The 15,521-nt window shown below is 68.7% G+C and carries 14 protein-coding genes and 1 riboswitch; of the genes, 8 read left to right on the forward strand and 6 right to left on the reverse strand.

What is annotated here, in order from left to right:
* Positions 1 to 289: 289 nt before the first annotated feature.
* Positions 290 to 976 carry an NUDIX hydrolase gene (locus ORI60_RS19195; RefSeq protein ID WP_266038908.1) on the reverse strand — a complete coding sequence of 229 codons (687 nt, stop codon included), beginning with the start codon at positions 974 to 976 and terminating at the stop codon, positions 290 to 292.
* Between the two features lie 71 nt (positions 977 to 1,047).
* Here ORI60_RS19195 and ORI60_RS19200 point away from each other — a divergent pair, with 71 nt between their 5' ends.
* Together ORI60_RS19200 and ORI60_RS19205 are read left to right on the forward strand one after the other, a co-directional pair.
* Entirely contained in the window at positions 1,048 to 1,995 is a 948-nt protein-coding gene (locus ORI60_RS19200) for an SPFH domain-containing protein (protein ID WP_266038909.1), read from the forward strand.
* Complete coding sequence (locus tag ORI60_RS19205) at positions 1,992 to 2,843, forward strand: hypothetical protein (RefSeq protein WP_266038910.1); 852 nt, start codon at positions 1,992 to 1,994, stop codon at positions 2,841 to 2,843. The genes ORI60_RS19200 and ORI60_RS19205 overlap by 4 nt, the downstream gene beginning before the upstream one ends.
* Here ORI60_RS19205 and ORI60_RS19210 read toward each other — a convergent pair.
* Positions 2,775 to 4,052, reverse strand: coding sequence for an MFS transporter (locus tag ORI60_RS19210; RefSeq protein WP_266038911.1), 1,278 nt, complete (start codon positions 4,050 to 4,052; stop codon positions 2,775 to 2,777). The two genes, ORI60_RS19205 and ORI60_RS19210, sit on opposite strands and share 69 nt — an antisense overlap.
* An 87-nt stretch (positions 4,053 to 4,139) precedes the next feature.
* Between ORI60_RS19210 and ORI60_RS19215 the strand changes: the two genes are divergently transcribed.
* Positions 4,140 to 5,009, forward strand: coding sequence for an SGNH/GDSL hydrolase family protein (locus tag ORI60_RS19215; RefSeq protein ID WP_266038912.1), 870 nt, complete (start codon positions 4,140 to 4,142; stop codon positions 5,007 to 5,009).
* An 88-nt stretch (positions 5,010 to 5,097) separates the two neighbouring features.
* Entirely contained in the window at positions 5,098 to 5,493 is a 396-nt protein-coding gene (locus ORI60_RS19220) for an SSI family serine proteinase inhibitor (protein WP_266038913.1), read from the forward strand.
* A 55-nt stretch (positions 5,494 to 5,548) separates the two neighbouring features.
* On the opposite strand, the gene ORI60_RS19225 is transcribed toward ORI60_RS19220, so the two are convergent.
* Positions 5,549 to 7,816: a glycosyl hydrolase family 95 catalytic domain-containing protein gene (locus tag ORI60_RS19225; RefSeq protein ID WP_266038914.1), complete on the reverse strand. Its 2,268-nt coding sequence runs from the start codon at positions 7,814 to 7,816 to the stop codon at positions 5,549 to 5,551.
* 107 nt (positions 7,817 to 7,923) lie between these two features.
* Here ORI60_RS19225 and ORI60_RS19230 point away from each other — a divergent pair, with 107 nt between their 5' ends.
* A complete protein-coding gene (locus ORI60_RS19230; protein WP_266038915.1) occupies positions 7,924 to 9,798 on the forward strand; it encodes an ABC1 kinase family protein in 1,875 nt (624 codons plus the stop codon).
* Here the strand turns inward: ORI60_RS19230 and ORI60_RS19235 are convergent.
* A complete protein-coding gene (locus ORI60_RS19235; RefSeq protein ID WP_266038916.1) occupies positions 9,795 to 10,199 on the reverse strand; it encodes a hypothetical protein in 405 nt (134 codons plus the stop codon). The genes ORI60_RS19230 and ORI60_RS19235 overlap by 4 nt on opposite strands.
* A gap of 70 nt (positions 10,200 to 10,269) precedes the next feature.
* Between ORI60_RS19235 and ORI60_RS19240 the strand changes: the two genes are divergently transcribed.
* From ORI60_RS19240 to ORI60_RS19250, 3 genes are all read left to right on the forward strand, one after another.
* Positions 10,270 to 10,920: a TVP38/TMEM64 family protein gene (locus ORI60_RS19240; protein ID WP_266038917.1), complete on the forward strand. Its 651-nt coding sequence runs from the start codon at positions 10,270 to 10,272 to the stop codon at positions 10,918 to 10,920.
* A 487-nt stretch (positions 10,921 to 11,407) separates the two neighbouring features.
* Entirely contained in the window at positions 11,408 to 12,991 is a 1,584-nt protein-coding gene (locus ORI60_RS19245; protein ID WP_266038918.1) for a TROVE domain-containing protein, read from the forward strand.
* A 76-nt stretch (positions 12,992 to 13,067) separates the two neighbouring features.
* A complete protein-coding gene (locus tag ORI60_RS19250; protein ID WP_266038919.1) occupies positions 13,068 to 13,421 on the forward strand; it encodes a winged helix-turn-helix transcriptional regulator in 354 nt (117 codons plus the stop codon).
* Positions 13,422 to 13,484: 63 nt separating this feature from the next.
* On the opposite strand, the gene ORI60_RS19255 is transcribed toward ORI60_RS19250, so the two are convergent.
* On the reverse strand, positions 13,485 to 14,849 hold the full coding sequence (locus tag ORI60_RS19255; RefSeq protein WP_266038920.1) for an L-serine ammonia-lyase: 1,365 nt from the start codon (positions 14,847 to 14,849) through the stop codon (positions 13,485 to 13,487).
* 47 nt (positions 14,850 to 14,896) lie between these two features.
* The gene (gene gcvH, locus ORI60_RS19260; protein WP_266038921.1) at positions 14,897 to 15,277 is read right to left on the reverse strand and encodes a glycine cleavage system protein GcvH; all 381 of its coding nucleotides are present in this window, start codon (positions 15,275 to 15,277) and stop codon (positions 14,897 to 14,899) included.
* Positions 15,278 to 15,340: 63 nt separating this feature from the next.
* A riboswitch (glycine riboswitch) is annotated at positions 15,341 to 15,433 on the reverse strand.
* Positions 15,434 to 15,521 lie beyond the last annotated feature (88 nt).

The following is a 15,521-nucleotide window of genomic DNA, read 5'->3' on the forward strand; positions in this document are numbered from 1 at the left end:
TGTCAACTCGACACGCTTTTCGTCGAGTTGACACCCCTTCTCTCATGTGGCCCGCTCTTGGCTCGGCTCGTGATGGGACCCCACCGCCAACGCACCCAGCAACGCAACAGGCAGCCGCCCAACGCAACAGGCGTGCCATCTACCTACCGGCGGCGGGGCCCCCTGATCAGATTGCCGGGGGTCTGGGGGCAGCGCCCCCAGGGAAAGCACGCAACCCAAGCCGCCGCCCGCAACCCAGCCACCGCGAAAGCCGCGGCAAGCAAAGGCGACCACCCGCAAGCTCACGCCCCTACCCAACCGGCGAACGAACCAACGGCGGGTTCAACACCCCAACATCCCCCCGCCGATAAAGCGCAGCCGGCCGCCCCCCATCCCGAGAAGTACTCCCCCCGGTGGGAACCAAAAACCCCTCAACCCCAGTCACCTTCCGATGGAAGTTCCGAGGATCCAGCCCAACCCCCCAAACGATCTCGTAAACCCGCCGCAACTCGGCCACGGTGAACTCGGCCCCACAAAACTCAGTCCCCAACCCGGTGTACTCCAACTTGGCCCGAGCCCGCTCCACCCCATCGCTCAAGATCCGCGAATGATCAAAAGCCAACGACGAAACCTCGGAAACGGGCACCCAAGCAGCCGAAGCGGCATCAGTCCCAGCCACAGGCACAGGCAAGTCAGGCGCCAACGCCAGATAAGCCACAGAAACAACCCTCATCCGAGGATCTCGCCGAGGCTCCCCATAGGTAGCGAGCTGCTCCAAAAACAGCCCAGAAACCCCGGTCTCCTCGGCCAGCTCCCGGCCGGCAGCCGCGTCCACGGACTCGGAGACCTGGACGAACCCCCCGGGCAACGCCCACCGCCCCCGGAACGGCGCCTCCCCCCGCCGAACCAGCAGCGCACACAACGCATCGGCCCGAACGGTCAACACCACGAGATCGACCGTGACAGCGAAGGGAGGGAAATCACTTGGCGAGTACACCCCACGAAGTATAGGCTTATCGTCAGAACGACGACAAGCCGACGGACCGCAAGCCAAGAGGAGCCAGCCCCATGGCCGACATCAGCCGCTACCCAGGACTCCGCCACCTCCGGGGAGCGCCCACCGTCCACATCCGACACGTCGACAAGGGCAAGTTGATCCACGAGGGCACGGGCCTGAGCTTCTGGTTCCGCCCGAGAACCGCGGTCCTGTCGGAAGTACCGGTGGACGATCGCGAGCTCCCGATGTTGTTCCACGCCAGAACCCACGACTACCAGGACGTGACGGTCCAGCTGACCGTCACCTACCGCTGCACCGACCCGGAGACCGCGACGGCGAGGATCGACTTCTCGATCGACCCGGACACCGGCACCTGGCGCCAGGACCCGCTGAGCCAGATCGCGAACACCCTCACCGAGAGCACCCAGCAGCACGCCCTCAAGATCCTCGGCACCCTGAACCTCGACACCGCCATCCGGACCGGCGTGGAACGGGTCAAGCAGGCGGTCACCGAGAACCTCACCGCGGACCACATCGGCCTGGAGATCATCGACGTCAGGGTCGTGGCGATCCGCCCGGACGCGGACATGGAGAAGGCCCTCCAGACCACCGTCAGGGAGAAGGTCCAGCAGGAGGCCGACAAGGCCACCTACGAGCGCCGCGCGATGGCGGTCGAGCGCGAGCGGTCGATCAGCGAGAACGAGCTGCAGAACCAGATCGAGCTGGCCAAGCGCGAAGAGCTCCTGGTCGTCCAGCGCGGCGCGAACGCCCTGAAGAAGGCCGAGGACCAGGCCAGGGCCAGCCGCGTCGCCGACGACGCCAAGGCCGAGGGCATCCGCAAGCTGGCCGAGGCCGAGGCCGCGGGCGAGAAGGCACGCCTCGACGCCTACCGGGAGGTCCCGCAGGAGACCCTCTACGCCCTGGCGGTCAAGGAGCTCGCCGGCAACCTCCCCGAGATCGGCAGCATCACCCTGACCCCGGACCTGATCCAGCCGCTCCTGCAGAGACTGGGCCGATGAGCCTCGCCCCGCGAATTGTGCTGGTGCACCGGCGCACCGAGCTGACAGAGTTGCTGGCACGACACGGGACGCGAGGTCAGGTCGAGTTCTTCCTCAAGTCCCGCAACAGAACCCTGGACGAGGTGGTGGACCGTGACCAGCAGGCCCGGAGGGCGTTGGGAGACGTCAGCGCCGCGATCCCGCTCGACTGGCGCCGCGGCGTCGTCGAGCGGGAAGACCTGTCGCGGTTCCTGTTCGCGCCCGAGGACGTAGTCGTCATCGTCGGTCAGGACGGACTGGTCGCCAACGTCGCCAAGTACCTCGACGGCCAGCCCGTGATCGGCATCAACCCGGAACGGGGCGTGCTGGCGAAGCACGCCCCCGCTGACGCGGAAGAACTCCTGCACAACACCGGCGACACCGAAGAGCGGACGATGGTCGAGGCCAGGGCGGACGACGGCCAGACCCTGTACGCGCTCAACGAGATCTACGTCGGCCACCCGAGCCACCAGACCAGCCGCTACCGCGTCCACGGCGAACGCCAGGCCTCGTCCGGCATCCTCGTCGGCAGCGGCACCGGGGCGACGGGCTGGTGCAGTTCGGCGCACCGCGAGAGGAAGAGCCCGCTCACCCTGCCCACCCCGACCGAGCGCAGGCTCGTCTGGTTCGTCAGGGAGGCCTGGCCGTCGCCGAGCACCGGCATCGAACACACCGAGGGTCAGATCACCGACCGGCCGCTCGACATCGACGTGGAGTCGGACGGCCTGGTGGCGTTCGGCGACGGCATCGAGAGCGACGCGCTACGACTGGGCTGGGGACAGCGGCTGAGCATCGGACTCGCCGCCCGCCGGCTCCGTCTGGTGCGCTGACCCGATCACCAGCAGGCACACGCCGGACAGCACGGCGCCCGCGATCAGGTACAGGGCGATGGCCCAGGTTCCGGTGCGCAGCAACGACTGCGCGACCAGCGGCGCGAGCCCGCCGCCCAGCACCGCCCCGAGCTGGAAGCTCAACGCCACCCCGCTGTACCGCACACGGGTCCGGAAGAGCTCGGCGAAGTAGGCGGCCGAGGGACCGAACAACGCGGCCGAGCCGATGAACCCGAGCACCATCGCGAACGTGAACCAGCCCGAGTCCGTCAGCCAGAACAGGGGGAACGCGAACGCCGCCTGGAAGATCGCCCCGCCGAACATCACCGGCAGCCGCCCGACGCGATCGGACAGCAGCGCGAACGCGGGCACCGCGACGACCTGCGCCACCGACCCGATCACGGTCGCGATCAGCAGGTCGTCCGCGGAGATCTTCAACGCCGTGCGCCCGTACCCGATCATGAACACGCTCAGCACGTAGATGAAGATCGTGAAGCCGAGGTTCACGCCGGCTCCCAGCAGGACGACGCGCCACCGGTCGCGCAGCACCTCGGCGATCGGCAGCCGCGACTTCTCCGCCCGCACGAACCGCGGCGACTCCGACACGCGCAGCCGGATGTAGAGGCCGATGCCGACCAGCACGATCGAGAACAGGAACGGCAACCGCCAGCCCCAGCTCAGGAAGTCCGGCCCGGATGCACGCGACGACACGTACATCGCGAGGTTCGCCAGCACGAGCCCGACCGGCGACCCGATGAACACCCAGCTGCCGTACCAGCCCCAGCGCCCCGGCGGCGCGTGCTCGACGGCCATCAGCGACGCGCCGCCCTGCTCGCCGCCCATGAAGAAGCCCTGCACGACCCGCAACAGCACCAGCAGGACCGGCGCGAGGATGCCGACCTGGGCGTAGGTCGGCAGCAGGCCGATCAACGCCGTCGACAGGCCGGTCGCGGACAAGGTCACCACGAGCATCGCGCGGCGCCCGATCCGGTCGCCGAGGTGACCGATCACCGCACCGCCCAGCGGCCGGGCGAAGAAGCCCGCGCCGAACGTGGCGAACGCGAGCAGCACACCGACGCGCGGGTCGAACTGCGGGAAGAAGATCTTGTCGAACACGAGCGCCGAGGCCGTGCCGTAGAGCAGGAAGTCGTACAGCTCGATCGTGTTGCCGACCGCCGAAGCGGCCGCCACCTTGCGCACCCCCGTCATCGTTCCAGCCTGGTCGAGGGATTGACACTGCGCAATGGTCCGGTCACCCTTCGTCCTACGTTCCTACTCTTCAGTAACGAGGTAGCAATGACGCGCCGAGTGACTGTTGTCTCCCTGCTCACGGCCCTGATCGCGGCCATGCTGGCACCGCCCGCCAGCGCCGCCCCGCAGTACCGGAACTACGTCTCGCTCGGAGATTCGTTCGTGTCGGGACCGTTCATCCCGCTGCAGCGGCTCGATCCGCTGAGCTGCTTCAAGTCCACGCAGAACTACCCGTCCGTCCTCGCGAAGAGGCTCGGCGTCTCCAGCTTCACCGACATCTCCTGCGGTGGCGCGCAGACCAAGGACATGGCGGGTGTCCAGAGCGGCGTCCCCGGCCAGTCCGTGCCGCAGTTCTCCGCTCTCAAGGCAGACACGGACCTCGTCACGGTCTCCATCGGCGGCAACGACATCGGCTTCTCCGACATCATCCTGACCTGCGCCGGCAAGAGCGTGCTCGACCCGCACGGCGCCCCCTGCAAGGCGAACTACGGCGACTCGCTCAGCCAGCGCGTCGACGCCACCGCCCCCAAGGTGGCCGCCGTGCTCGCCGGCATCAAGCAGCGCTCACCGAAGGCCAAGATCGTCGTCGTCGGCTACCTGCGCATCCTGCCCTCGTCCGGTGGGTGCTGGCCGATCGTGCCGATCTCCCGGGGCGACGTGCCGTACCTCGACAACGTGCAGAAGCAGCTCAACGGAATGCTCGGCGCCCAGGCGCAGGCCGCCGATGCCACGTTCGTGAACCCGTACGACATCAGCACCGGTCGCGATACGTGCGCGGCACCGTGGGACAAGTGGGTCGAGGGCATCATCCCGACGAGCCTCGCGTTCCCGGTTCACCCGAATGCCAAGGGCATGGCAGCGGTGGGTGAGCAGGTGGCCGCCGCTCTCGCCGGGACGGAACTGACCGGCGTCTAGTTGCACGCACTTCCGGCGGTTTACACGATCCGGTGCTTACCGCCCAGTTGGTTGGAGTTCCGGGTCCTTGCCGCGCCAGAGTGTTGGCATGGCAAGGACCCGAATCTTGTTGGCCTGTCTGGCGCTCGCCGCACCGATCGTTCCGGCGACGGCGCACGCGGCGCCACTGACAGCGACTCTCCTGCCCGCCTCCGGCCTCGTGCTGTCGGTGCAACCGGAGATGGGCACGCTCAGCACCACGCAGCTGAACTGCGAACCCGCAGGCGGAGCGCACAAGCACGCCGAACAGGCGTGCGACCAGCTCATGCCCGTCGAAGGCGACTTCCGCAGACTGGAAGAGACCGGCGCGATGTGCACGATGGAGCTGAACCCGACCAAGGCCACGTTGCGCGGCAAGTGGCGCAACAAGAGGATCGACTTCCAGGAGGTGTTCTCGAACCCGTGCGTGCTGCGGGCGAACACCGGCAAGGTCTTCGACTTCTGAGCCGCGTCACCGGTGTTCCAGCGCACCGCCGTCGCGCTGGAACACCGGTGGCGTTCTACCCGGGCAGGCCCCAGGAAGGCGCGGCAGCGCCGGCCACCGGACCTGCCTCCAGATCAGGCTTGTCACCAGCTCGGTGGATCACCGCTTCCTCACCGCGCCGCAGATCGATGCGCAGATCCCCGTTCGGCAGCAACGAAAAGCGCTTCGGCCGGCCACGCGAATCGCGCACGACCGGATCCTTGACGTCCGTGCGCACGACGCAGGGCGCACCGGCCTCGCTGCGCAGCTTGATCCACCGCGTGACGCCCTGCTGCCGTGACGCGGAGAGCAGGAACGCGCCCTGTGTCCGGAAGCCGTCGAGCGAGATGTCCGGCCACGGCACCGCGGGGAACACCCGGATCACGCCACCCCAGCTCTGGCAGAGCATGTCGTACATCGACTGCACCGCGCTCAACGGCGTTTCGATGACCGGCCCGGACTCCTGGTACATGGTGTTCGGCTTGATGTACCGGCGCATCAGCTCGCCGAGATAGAAGTCCGCCCTGTCGCCGCGCAGCATCTGCGCGCTGATCGAGGCCGCGCCGGTGAACGTGTAGCCCTGCAACGCGCCTTCGAAGCTGACCCAGTGGTTCAGCGAGGTCTCGATGAGCTGTCGCTGCGCGGCGTCCTCCCACGTGACCTCGTACAACGGGTAGATCTGCAGCAGGTGCGAGTAGTGCCGGTGCGACTTCGCGAACGGCACCCCGGCGCCGATCATGTACCCGTTGGCGTCCACGGCGTACGGCGCGAGATGAGCCAGCGTGTCCTGCCACTTCGGGACGAGCGGATCGTCGACGCGCAACACCTCCGCGGCCTCCAGCAACGTCCGGCAGCCCCAGCGGATCAACGCGAGGTCGTAGGTGCAGTCGGGTGCGTTCACGCCGTACTCGGGTGAGAACGTGAACGGCAGGTGCCACTTCCCGTCCGGCCCCTTGGCCAGGAAGTGGAAGTAGTAGTTGACGGCCCTGCGCAGCAACGGGAACAGCACGCCCCGCAGGACGCGGTCGTCCATCGTGTGCCGGTAGGTGAGCCAGACGTTGTGCAGCGTCCAGGTCAGGTTGCCGACCTCGGGCGTCGGCACGTCCCTGCCGGGAACGCCCACGCCGTAACCGGAGTTGCCGATGCCCGCGCCGTTGTCCAGCACCGTGTCGGTGGTGCGCGGGATGCCCGCGGAGTCGTGCCGGTACTCGGCCGGAACCTGGTGCACCAGGGCGTCGCGGTACCTGTCGACGGAGTGGGTCACGGCGTCGAACTCGACGTGGTTGGAGCCGTGGATCAGCCAGTACTCCAGCTGCACGTTGAGGTTCCACCACGTGTTCGGCCACGGCGTGTTCTCGAGCCACGGCCCGCAGGTCGCCATCGCGGGTGCCTCTTTCCGCGCCGCCGAGGCGAACTTGTAGAGCTGGATCCAGTAGAACGCCTCCAGCCGTTTGTCCGGAATGGACAGGAAGCTCCTGCGGTAGAAGTCGTGCCACCACAGCCGGTGGTCGACGGCGAGCGCGTCGATCTGGCCGCACCGGACCTGGGAGATCGCCTTGCGCACAGCCGTTTTCGCCGGGTGCGACCACGCGACGCTCGTGAACAGCGTGCGCCGGGTGCCGCGGGTGACCTCACGCCACGCCGTCACGTGCTCGCCACCGGAGTTGAGCGGCTGCACCGCGAGCCGCACCTCGCCGGCGCTGGTCAGCTGTACGGGCGGGTTGTCGGTGAACCCGGCGGGCGGCGGGCGGTTCCACCTCGGGTCGGTGCGCGGGCTGATCGCCTTCAGCGGGTGGAAGACCCACTTGAACGCCCGTTCGCCCTCGCTGGGCTGGACGTCGATCGCGCAGAGGTCGCGGCGGGTGTGGACGAGCGCCCGCACCCGCAGGCTCCCGGCGGCGGTGGTGATCGTGCCGGTCAGCTCGGCGTTCCACAGGTCGAGCCGCAGGTCGACGCCGGTGATCGCGCCGACGGGTTCGAGCGTGAAGTAGCCGATGGGCAGCCGGGCGAGGCCGAACAGCGCCCCGAACTCCGGCCGGTGGTCCTGCACCTGGGAGTGCTGGACGGTGAACCGGACGGCGTTGGCGCCCGGCTCGGCGTAGATGCCGGAGCCGAGGTAGCCGTTGCCGAGGAACGGGCCCTCGAACCACGTCGTGGGCATCTTCTTCCAGATCAGATCGGAGGACCTGATGAAGTCCTTCCAGCTGAACCCCTCGTCCGCGAACGCACTTCCCGAGAGCAGCGCGCCACCCGCCACCCCTGCTAGAGCGCCTCCGAGCACCGTGCGCCGGTTGAGTTCGACCACTGCCGAGCACCTCACTTCGCTGTGCGGTCAGATCAACGCTGGCGGCGATTCATCGGATCTTTCGCGCTCTCCCAGTCTGAGTCAAGGGCCGCGCCTAGGCTTCGATCATGGGGGACTTCCTCGTCTACACGATCGGCTTCCCGATCACGTTCCTGCTGCTGGTCATGGGTATGGCGCTGGCAGCGCGGCGCATTCTGGGGCTGCGGATCGGCCTGGTCCGCACCGCGCTGATGTGCGGGCTCGCGATGTCGATCGCGACGAACATCTTCGGCGAGACCACCGCGGAACCGTCCGCCGCGCTGATCAGCGTGCAGCTCGGGCTGTCGCTCCTGGTGGTCATCGGACTGCTGGCGTTCGCCGAGATCATCGTGCCGACCGGCTCGATCCCGCCGCCCACCGAGTGGTGGGGCATGGCGCGGCGCCGGATCGCGCGGACCCGGCGGTACTCGCGGATCACCGCGATCGCGTTCCGGCACGGCCTGGGCCCCTACCTGCGCGGCCGGGAGCGGACGTCCACGGGACTCTCCCGGTCGCTGCGGCTCGCGCTGCAGGACGCCGGCGTGACCTTCGTGAAGCTCGGGCAGGTGCTGTCGACGCGTGCCGACCTGCTGCCGCAGGACTTCGTCGACGAACTGAGCCTGCTGCAGGACAAGGTGCCGGCGGCGAAGTGGGAGCAGGTCCGGGCGGTGCTCGACGCCGAGGTCGGGCTCGACGCGTTCCAGGAGGTCGATCCGGAGCCCCTGGCGGCCGCCTCGATCGCCCAGGTGCACCGGGCGGTGCTGAAGTCCGGCGCCGAGGTCGTCGTGAAGGTGCAGCGGCCGGACGTCCGGGCGACCGCCGAAGGCGACCTGGACATCGTCACACGCCTCGCCGGGAAGCTGCAGCGCACGCGGTGGGGCTCGGCGCTGGGCATCCGCGACCTCGCGGCGGGGTTCGCCGCGGCGTTGCGCGAAGAGCTCGACTTCAAGATCGAGGCCCGCAACATCACCACCGTGGCGGCGGCCTCGGACTCGTCCGTCGGGCTGCCCCACGTCCACCTGTCGACGTCCCGCGTCCTGGTCATGGACCGGCTCGACGGGGTGCCGTTGCGCGGCGCCGCGCAGGACGCGGGGCTCGCGCGCACCCTGCTGCGGTTCGTGCTGCGGCAGGTGATGCTGGACGGCGTCTTCCACGCCGACCCCCACCCCGGCAACGTGCTGCTGCTCGCCGACGGACGCCTCGGCCTGCTCGACTTCGGCTCGGTCGGGCGGATCGACTCCGCGCTGCGCTCGGCGTTGCAACGGCTGCTGCTGGCGATCGACCGCAGTGATCCGGCGGGGCTCACCGACGCGTTGCTGGAGCTGACCTCACGGCCGGAGGACATCGACGAGCAGCGGCTGGAACGCGCCCTCGGCCAGTTCATGGCGCGCCACCTCGGCGCGGGCATGCGGCCGGACGTGGAGATGTTCGGCGACCTGTTCCTGATCGTGTCGCGGTTCGGCCTGAGCATCCCGCCTGAGGTCGCGGCGGTGTTCCGGGCCCTGGCGACGCTGGAGGGCACACTGGCGGTGCTCGCGCCGGACTTCAACATCGTCGTGGAGTCGCGCTCGTTCGCCGCCGAGCAGATCTCCGAACGGCTCACGCCGGAGTCGGTGCAGCGGACCATGGCCGAGGAGCTGCAGGCCGTGCTGCCGATGCTGCGCCGGTTGCCGAGGCGGATCGACCGGATCACCGGGGCGGTGGAGCAGGGCCGCCTGAGCATGTCGATGAGGCTGTTCGCCGACGAGCGCGACCGGTCGTTCATCACGGGCCTGCTGCACCAGGTGATGCTGACCGCGCTGGGCGCCACCGCCGGCGTGATGGCGGTGCTGCTGCTCGGCTCGTCCGGGCCGGAGATCGCCGCGGACGTCGGCCTGCACCAGGTGCTCGGCTACAACCTGCTGATCATCGCCGTGCTGCTGGGCCTGCGCGTGGTGGTCACGGTGCTCAGGCCACGCGACTAGAACTGCCTGCGGTACACCGAGACGTCGTCGCGCCACACGCCGAACACGTCGGGCGCGGACTGGACGACCGTCATCTCGTTGAGGTGACCGAGCACCCTCCAGGCGCGCGCAACCGCTTGCGCACCCGCGTAGGCGATCGTGCAGAACCGACGCGGCTCGACGACGGTGCGGACGCGGTCGACGTGGCCGACGCTCATCGGCGTGTCCTGCCAGAGGTCCAATGTGTACCCGGTGCGGATGGGGTCACCGGAGCCCAGCACGCCCTCGATGCTGACCACCAGCCGGTCGCCGTCGAGCCTCAGGTCGTAGTGACCACTGCGCGGCGGGGTCCCACCGGTGTACGCGGAGCGTGCCGGGTCGAGCACCCAGTGCCCGAGAAAAGGCACGAGATCGTCACTCATGTGCGTCCCTTCGCGGAACCTGCGCCACTGGCGGATTGTCCGGCGCATCGGCGTGGGCGACCATCACCCGATGAGTTATGAGACGGGCGTTCGGTGGAAGTGGATACCGGCCGTCGTGCTCGGCTTCGTGCTGCTGAGCTGGATCGTGTTCGAGGCGCTGGACCTCATCGACTTCGACGGGGTCGTGACGTGGGTGCGCGGCATCGACCCGGTGTGGGCGGCGGTGGCGATCTTCGCGCTGCTCGTCGTGGACGTGCTGCTACCCGTGCCGTCCACTCCGCTCATCGTGCTGGCCGGAACGGCACTCGGCCTGCCCCTGGGGCTGGCACTCGCGGTCATCGGATCCCTGGGTTCCTCTGCCGCAGGGTACGCCCTGGGGCGGTTCGCGGGCCCGTGGCTGGTGCGCCGGGTGGTCACCATCGAGGAGCTGACCGAGATGCGGCGCTGGGGCCGTCAGTTCGGGCCCTGGTTCTTCGGGGTGGCGCGCGGCATTCCGATGATGGCGGAGACGGTGTCGGTGTCGGCAGGGGTGTCCCGGGTGTCCTTCCGGACCTTCATGTCGTTCACCCTCGTCGGAACCATCCCGATCTGCGCCGCCTACGTGTTCGCCGGAGCGCAGGCGGACACCGTCGAGCAGATCGTGATGATCAGCGCCGTCGGTTTCCTGTTGACGGTCGGCCTGTTCTACATGCTGCGCCGGCTCGTGAAGGCGGCGCCTTAGGAAAAACCCTTTGCGCGGTGTGGTTGTATGAATGTGCGCCCGGTGCGCAGCGAAGGGTTACTTCGGTGATTTCTCAGGTTCGACTCCTGAGGCCGGTTCCGGCCGGTCTCGGCTCACCCCGGTGAGCACGTCACCCTCCGCGATCTGATCTCGGGCGTCCAAAACTCCACATCTGCCGGAACTAAATCGCTGGCCAGGTGTGGTTGCATGAAATCGCACCCGGTGCGAAGCCAACGGTTACTTCGTCTTCAAAACGCAAACACACCGTTGGCGAGTTTGATCTCGGGAGCGCACAACTCCACACGTGTCCGGTGCGAAGCAGAGGGTTACTTCCACTGTAAATGGGCGGGTTGCGGGTTCGAGTCCCGTCAGACGGGAAACCGGCTGTAGCTCAAATGGCAGAGCAGCTGCGCACCTTCCGCGACCTTGATCTCGGACACGTGTGGGGTCTGTGGGCTCCCTTTGTTTTCTCCGAGGGGGAGAGCCAATGGCGAAGTTCAACATCTTCCGCGCGCGTCCGGCGGCCACCAGCCCCGTCACGACAGCGCCGGTACCGACCGGCGTCACCCACGAGGGTGGCGACGGCTACGCCCGCGACACGAAGTCCGAGCTGTTCCTGCTCGCCGTGTCGAACATGGGTGGCGAGGACACCTTCTACGAGTCCGGCGGCAAGCGGGACGACCGCTTCACGCAGCTCGTGCACGCCGCCGCGCTCTCCGATCCCGAGTGGACCGCGCGCCTGCTCGCGTGGCTGCGCGGCGAGGCGAACATGCGCACGGCGTCGCTCGTCGGCGCGGCCGAGTTCGTGCTCGCGCGGCTCGTGGCCGAGTCCGACGCCGGTGTGACCAACCGCGCCGTCGTCGCCTCCGTGCTGCAGCGCGCCGACGAGCCCGGCGAGCTCCTCGCCTACTGGACGAGCCAGAACGGCCGGCGCGTGCCGAAGCCGATCAAGCGCGGCATCGCCGACGCCGTCGGGCGCCTCTACAACGAGCGCGCGGTCCTCAAGTGGGACAGCGACGCCCGCGGCTTCCGCATGGCCGACGTGCTGAACCTCGCGCACCCCTCGCCTGCCGCGCCCTGGCAGGGCGCGCTGTTCCAGCACGTGCTGGACCGCCGCCGCTCCGCCGACGCCGAGGTACCCGCCGACCTGCGGGTGATCGCGGCACGGCGCGAGCTGATGGCGTGGCCGGTCGAGCAGCGCCGCGCGCTGTTCGAGCGTCCCGACGCGGCCGACGTGCTGCGCCGGGCGGGGATGACGTGGGAGTCCGTGGCCGGGTGGCTGCAGGGACCGCTGACCCGCGAGGTGTGGGAGGCGCTGGCGCCGTCCATGGGTTACATGGCTCTGTTGAGGAACCTCAGGAACTTCGACGAGGCCGGCATGTCCGACGAGGCCGCGGTCGCCGCTCGCCTGGCCGACCCGGGCCAGGTCGCGCGCTCGCGGCAGTTCCCGTTCCGCTTCCTGTCCGCCTACGAGGCGGCGCCGAGCCTGCGCTGGGGCCACGCCCTGGACCAGGCGCTGCAGGCGTCGCTGTCGAACCTGCCCGCCCTGCCCGGCCGCTCGCTGGTCCTCGTCGACACCTCGGCGTCGATGACGACCGGCGCGATCTCGGCGCGCTCGAAGGTCACCCCGGCGAAGGCCGCGGCGGTGTTCGGCGTCGCGCTGGGCGCGAAGGGCGAGCAGGTCGACGTGGTCGGGTTCGCGGACGGCACGTTCCGGCACGACGTGAAGCGCGGTGCGTCGGTGATCCGCGAGGTGGACCGGTTCCTGAAGCGGATCGGCGAGGTCGGGCACGGCACCGACATCGTCGGGTCGCTGAAGCGCTCCTACCGGGGCCACGACCGCGTGTTCATCATCTCGGACATGCAGACGATGTCCGGGTACCACGGGCAGGGCGTCTCGGACGTCGTGCCCGCGCACGTGCCGATCTACGGGTTCAACCTCGGTGGCTACCGCAACGCCGCGTACGCCACGGGCAAGGCGCACCGCCACGAGTTCGGAGGCCTTGCGGACGCAACTTTCCGCATGGTCCCCCTTCTCGAAGCAGGCCAGAACGCGACCTGGCCGTTCTGAGGTGTGAGAGCTCCCCTGACGCGGAGAGCTCTCACACTTACTTTCAGTTAGCGTTGTGACCAGGTATGATGCCGGAATGGACTACAACGTGTTCGCGAAAGCGTGCCCGTCGCGTCCCACGCTGGAGCACATCACCGGCAAGTGGGGCAGCCTGACGCTGACCGCGCTCGCCGACGGGCAGCTGCGCTTCAACGAGCTGCGCCGCCGCGTCGACGGGGTCAGCGAGAAGATGCTCTCCCAGACGTTGCAGGCGCTGGAGCGCGACGGGCTCGTGCTCCGGGAAGCCCAGAACACGAACCCGCCCCGCGTCGACTACAGCCTCACGCCGCTGGGCCGCGAGACGGCCGAGCGGTTGCTGGCGCTGATCCACCTGCTCGAGGGCCGCATGCCCGAGGTGCTGGCCGCGCAGGCCGCGTACGACGCCCGCTGACCAGCTGTTCCGGTTGTCACGGCTGGTCAGGCCGAGTGCAGTTCGAGTGGTCGGAGTGGGAGCTCAGCACTCGATCACGTTCACGGCGAGCCCGCCGCGAGCCGTCTCCTTGTACTTCACCGACATGTCCTTGCCGGTGTCCCGCATGGTCTTGATGACCTTGTCGAGCGACACGAAGTGCGAGCCGTCGCCCCGCAAGGCCATCCGCACGGCCGTGATGGCCTTGATGGACGCGACGGCGTTGCGTTCGATGCACGGGATCTGCACCAGGCCGCCGATCGGGTCGCAGGTCAGGCCGAGGTTGTGCTCCATGGCGATCTCGGCGGCGTTCTCGACCTGCTCGGGGGTGCCGCCGAGCACCTCGGCGAGGCCGCCTGCGGCCATCGAGCAGGCCGAGCCGACCTCGCCCTGGCAGCCGACCTCGGCGCCGGAGATCGACGCGTTCTCCTTGAACAGCACGCCGATCGCGCCTGCCGTGAGCAGGAAGCGGACCACGCCGTCGTCGGAGGCTCCCGGCACGAACTTCGTGTAGTAGTGCAGGACCGCCGGGACGATGCCGGCCGCGCCGTTGGTCGGCGCGGTGACGACTCGGCCGCCTGCCGCGTTCTCCTCGTTGACCGCGAGCGCGAAGAGAGTCACCCAGTCCATGACCCGCAGGGGGTCGGTGACGAAGTGTTCGCCTTCCAGCCTCTTGCGCATCTCGGCGGCGCGGCGGCGGACCTTCAGGCCGCCGGGCAGGACGCCGTGTTCGGTGCAGCCGCGTTCGACGCACTCCTGCATGACGTGCCAGATGTGCAGGAGTCCTTGGCGGACCTCGGCTTCCGTGCGCCACGACAGCTCGTTGGCCATCATGATCTCGCTGATCGACAGGCCTGTCTCGCGGCAGCGCGCGAGGAGCTGGTCGCCGGTCAGGAACGGGTGTGCCAGCGGGGTCGAGTCCGGCTTGATCCGGTCGGTGCCGCTCGCGTTCTCGTCGACGACGAAACCGCCGCCGATCGAGTAGTAGACGGCGTGCTCGAGCGACTTGCCGCCGGCGAACGCCTCGAAGCTCATCCCGTTGGGGTGCAACGGGAGTGACTTGCGGCGGTGCATGACGAGGTCGCGGTCGTGCACGAAGCCGATCTCGTGCGTGCCGCCGAGCTTCAGCCGTCCGGTGGAAATGATCTCCTCGACGCGGACGGCCGCGGCGGTGGGGTCGACTTCTTCCGGGAGGTTGCCTTCGAGGCCGAGGAACACGGCCTTGGGGCTGCCGTGGCCGTGGCCGGTCGCGCCGAGCGAGCCGAACAGCTCGACGTGCACGCGGTCCACTTCGGACGCACGCGCGCCGAGCTTCTCGACGAACATCGCGGCCGCGCGCATCGGTCCGACCGTGTGGGAGCTGGACGGTCCGATGCCGACGGAGAAAAGGTCGAAAACGCTGATCGCCACTGATCAGTCCTTCGTGGTGGGCGGAGCGGTCAGTCAGGCTGTGTCGGTCAGCTCTTGGTGAGCTCGGCGTACTTCGCCGCCGTGAGCAGGTTCTCGGCCGAGTCGACGCGGACCTTGAAGAGCCAGCCGGCGCCGTACGGGTCGTTGTTCACGAGGGCCGGGTCGTCCACGACGGCGCTGTTGACCTCGATCACCTCACCGGTGACGGGCGAGAACAGGTCGCTGACCGACTTGGTGGACTCCAGTTCGCCGCAGACCTCGTTGGTGACGACCTTGGCACCGACCTCGGGCAACTGGATGTAGACGATGTCGCCGAGCGCGTCAGCCGCGTACTCGGTGATTCCGCAGGTCAGCGGGTCCTGCGTGCCCGGCGTCCAGTCGACCCACTCGTGCTCGACGGTGTAGAGCAGGTTCTCGGGGAACTCCACGGCGCGACTCCTCTGGCTGTGACGGGTCAGGAAACTTGCGCCCCCTCCGCCGTGCAGAGTTGCCTACCCCGGGTGGTCTTGCTGCCTGAGAGTGTGCGGGAGCTTGCCCCTTCGGCGCCTCGACCGGTTCGTCGAGGTCTCTCCCACGCGGGTTCTGGCGCTGGCGCGCCGCGGCCGGTGTTCAGTTGTCCGGGGCGAACGCTATGTGCGGCCCCCGCCGAGTGTCAACGCGGGACGGTCGAGC

Origin of the sequence: Lentzea sp. NEAU-D7 (genome assembly GCF_026242055.1) — a bacterium.
In the GTDB taxonomy this organism is placed as follows: Bacteria; Actinomycetota; Actinomycetes; order Mycobacteriales; family Pseudonocardiaceae; genus Lentzea.

Excerpts from the sequence above, each read along its gene's own strand:
- ORI60_RS19200 (WP_266038909.1), top strand. The coding sequence starts at position 1,048 with ATGGCCGACATCAGCCGCTACCCAGGACTCCGCCACCTCCGGGGAGCG.
- ORI60_RS19205 (WP_266038910.1), top strand. The coding sequence starts at position 1,992 with ATGAGCCTCGCCCCGCGAATTGTGCTGGTGCACCGGCGCACCGAGCTG.
- ORI60_RS19210 (WP_266038911.1), bottom strand. The coding sequence starts at position 4,052 with ATGACGGGGGTGCGCAAGGTGGCGGCCGCTTCGGCGGTCGGCAACACG.
- ORI60_RS19215 (WP_266038912.1), top strand. The coding sequence starts at position 4,140 with ATGACGCGCCGAGTGACTGTTGTCTCCCTGCTCACGGCCCTGATCGCG.
- ORI60_RS19220 (WP_266038913.1), top strand. The coding sequence starts at position 5,098 with ATGGCAAGGACCCGAATCTTGTTGGCCTGTCTGGCGCTCGCCGCACCG.
- ORI60_RS19230 (WP_266038915.1), top strand. The coding sequence starts at position 7,924 with ATGGGGGACTTCCTCGTCTACACGATCGGCTTCCCGATCACGTTCCTG.
- ORI60_RS19235 (WP_266038916.1), bottom strand. The coding sequence starts at position 10,199 with ATGAGTGACGATCTCGTGCCTTTTCTCGGGCACTGGGTGCTCGACCCG.
- ORI60_RS19240 (WP_266038917.1), top strand. The coding sequence starts at position 10,270 with ATGAGTTATGAGACGGGCGTTCGGTGGAAGTGGATACCGGCCGTCGTG.
- ORI60_RS19245 (WP_266038918.1), top strand. The coding sequence starts at position 11,408 with ATGGCGAAGTTCAACATCTTCCGCGCGCGTCCGGCGGCCACCAGCCCC.
- ORI60_RS19250 (WP_266038919.1), top strand. The coding sequence starts at position 13,068 with ATGGACTACAACGTGTTCGCGAAAGCGTGCCCGTCGCGTCCCACGCTG.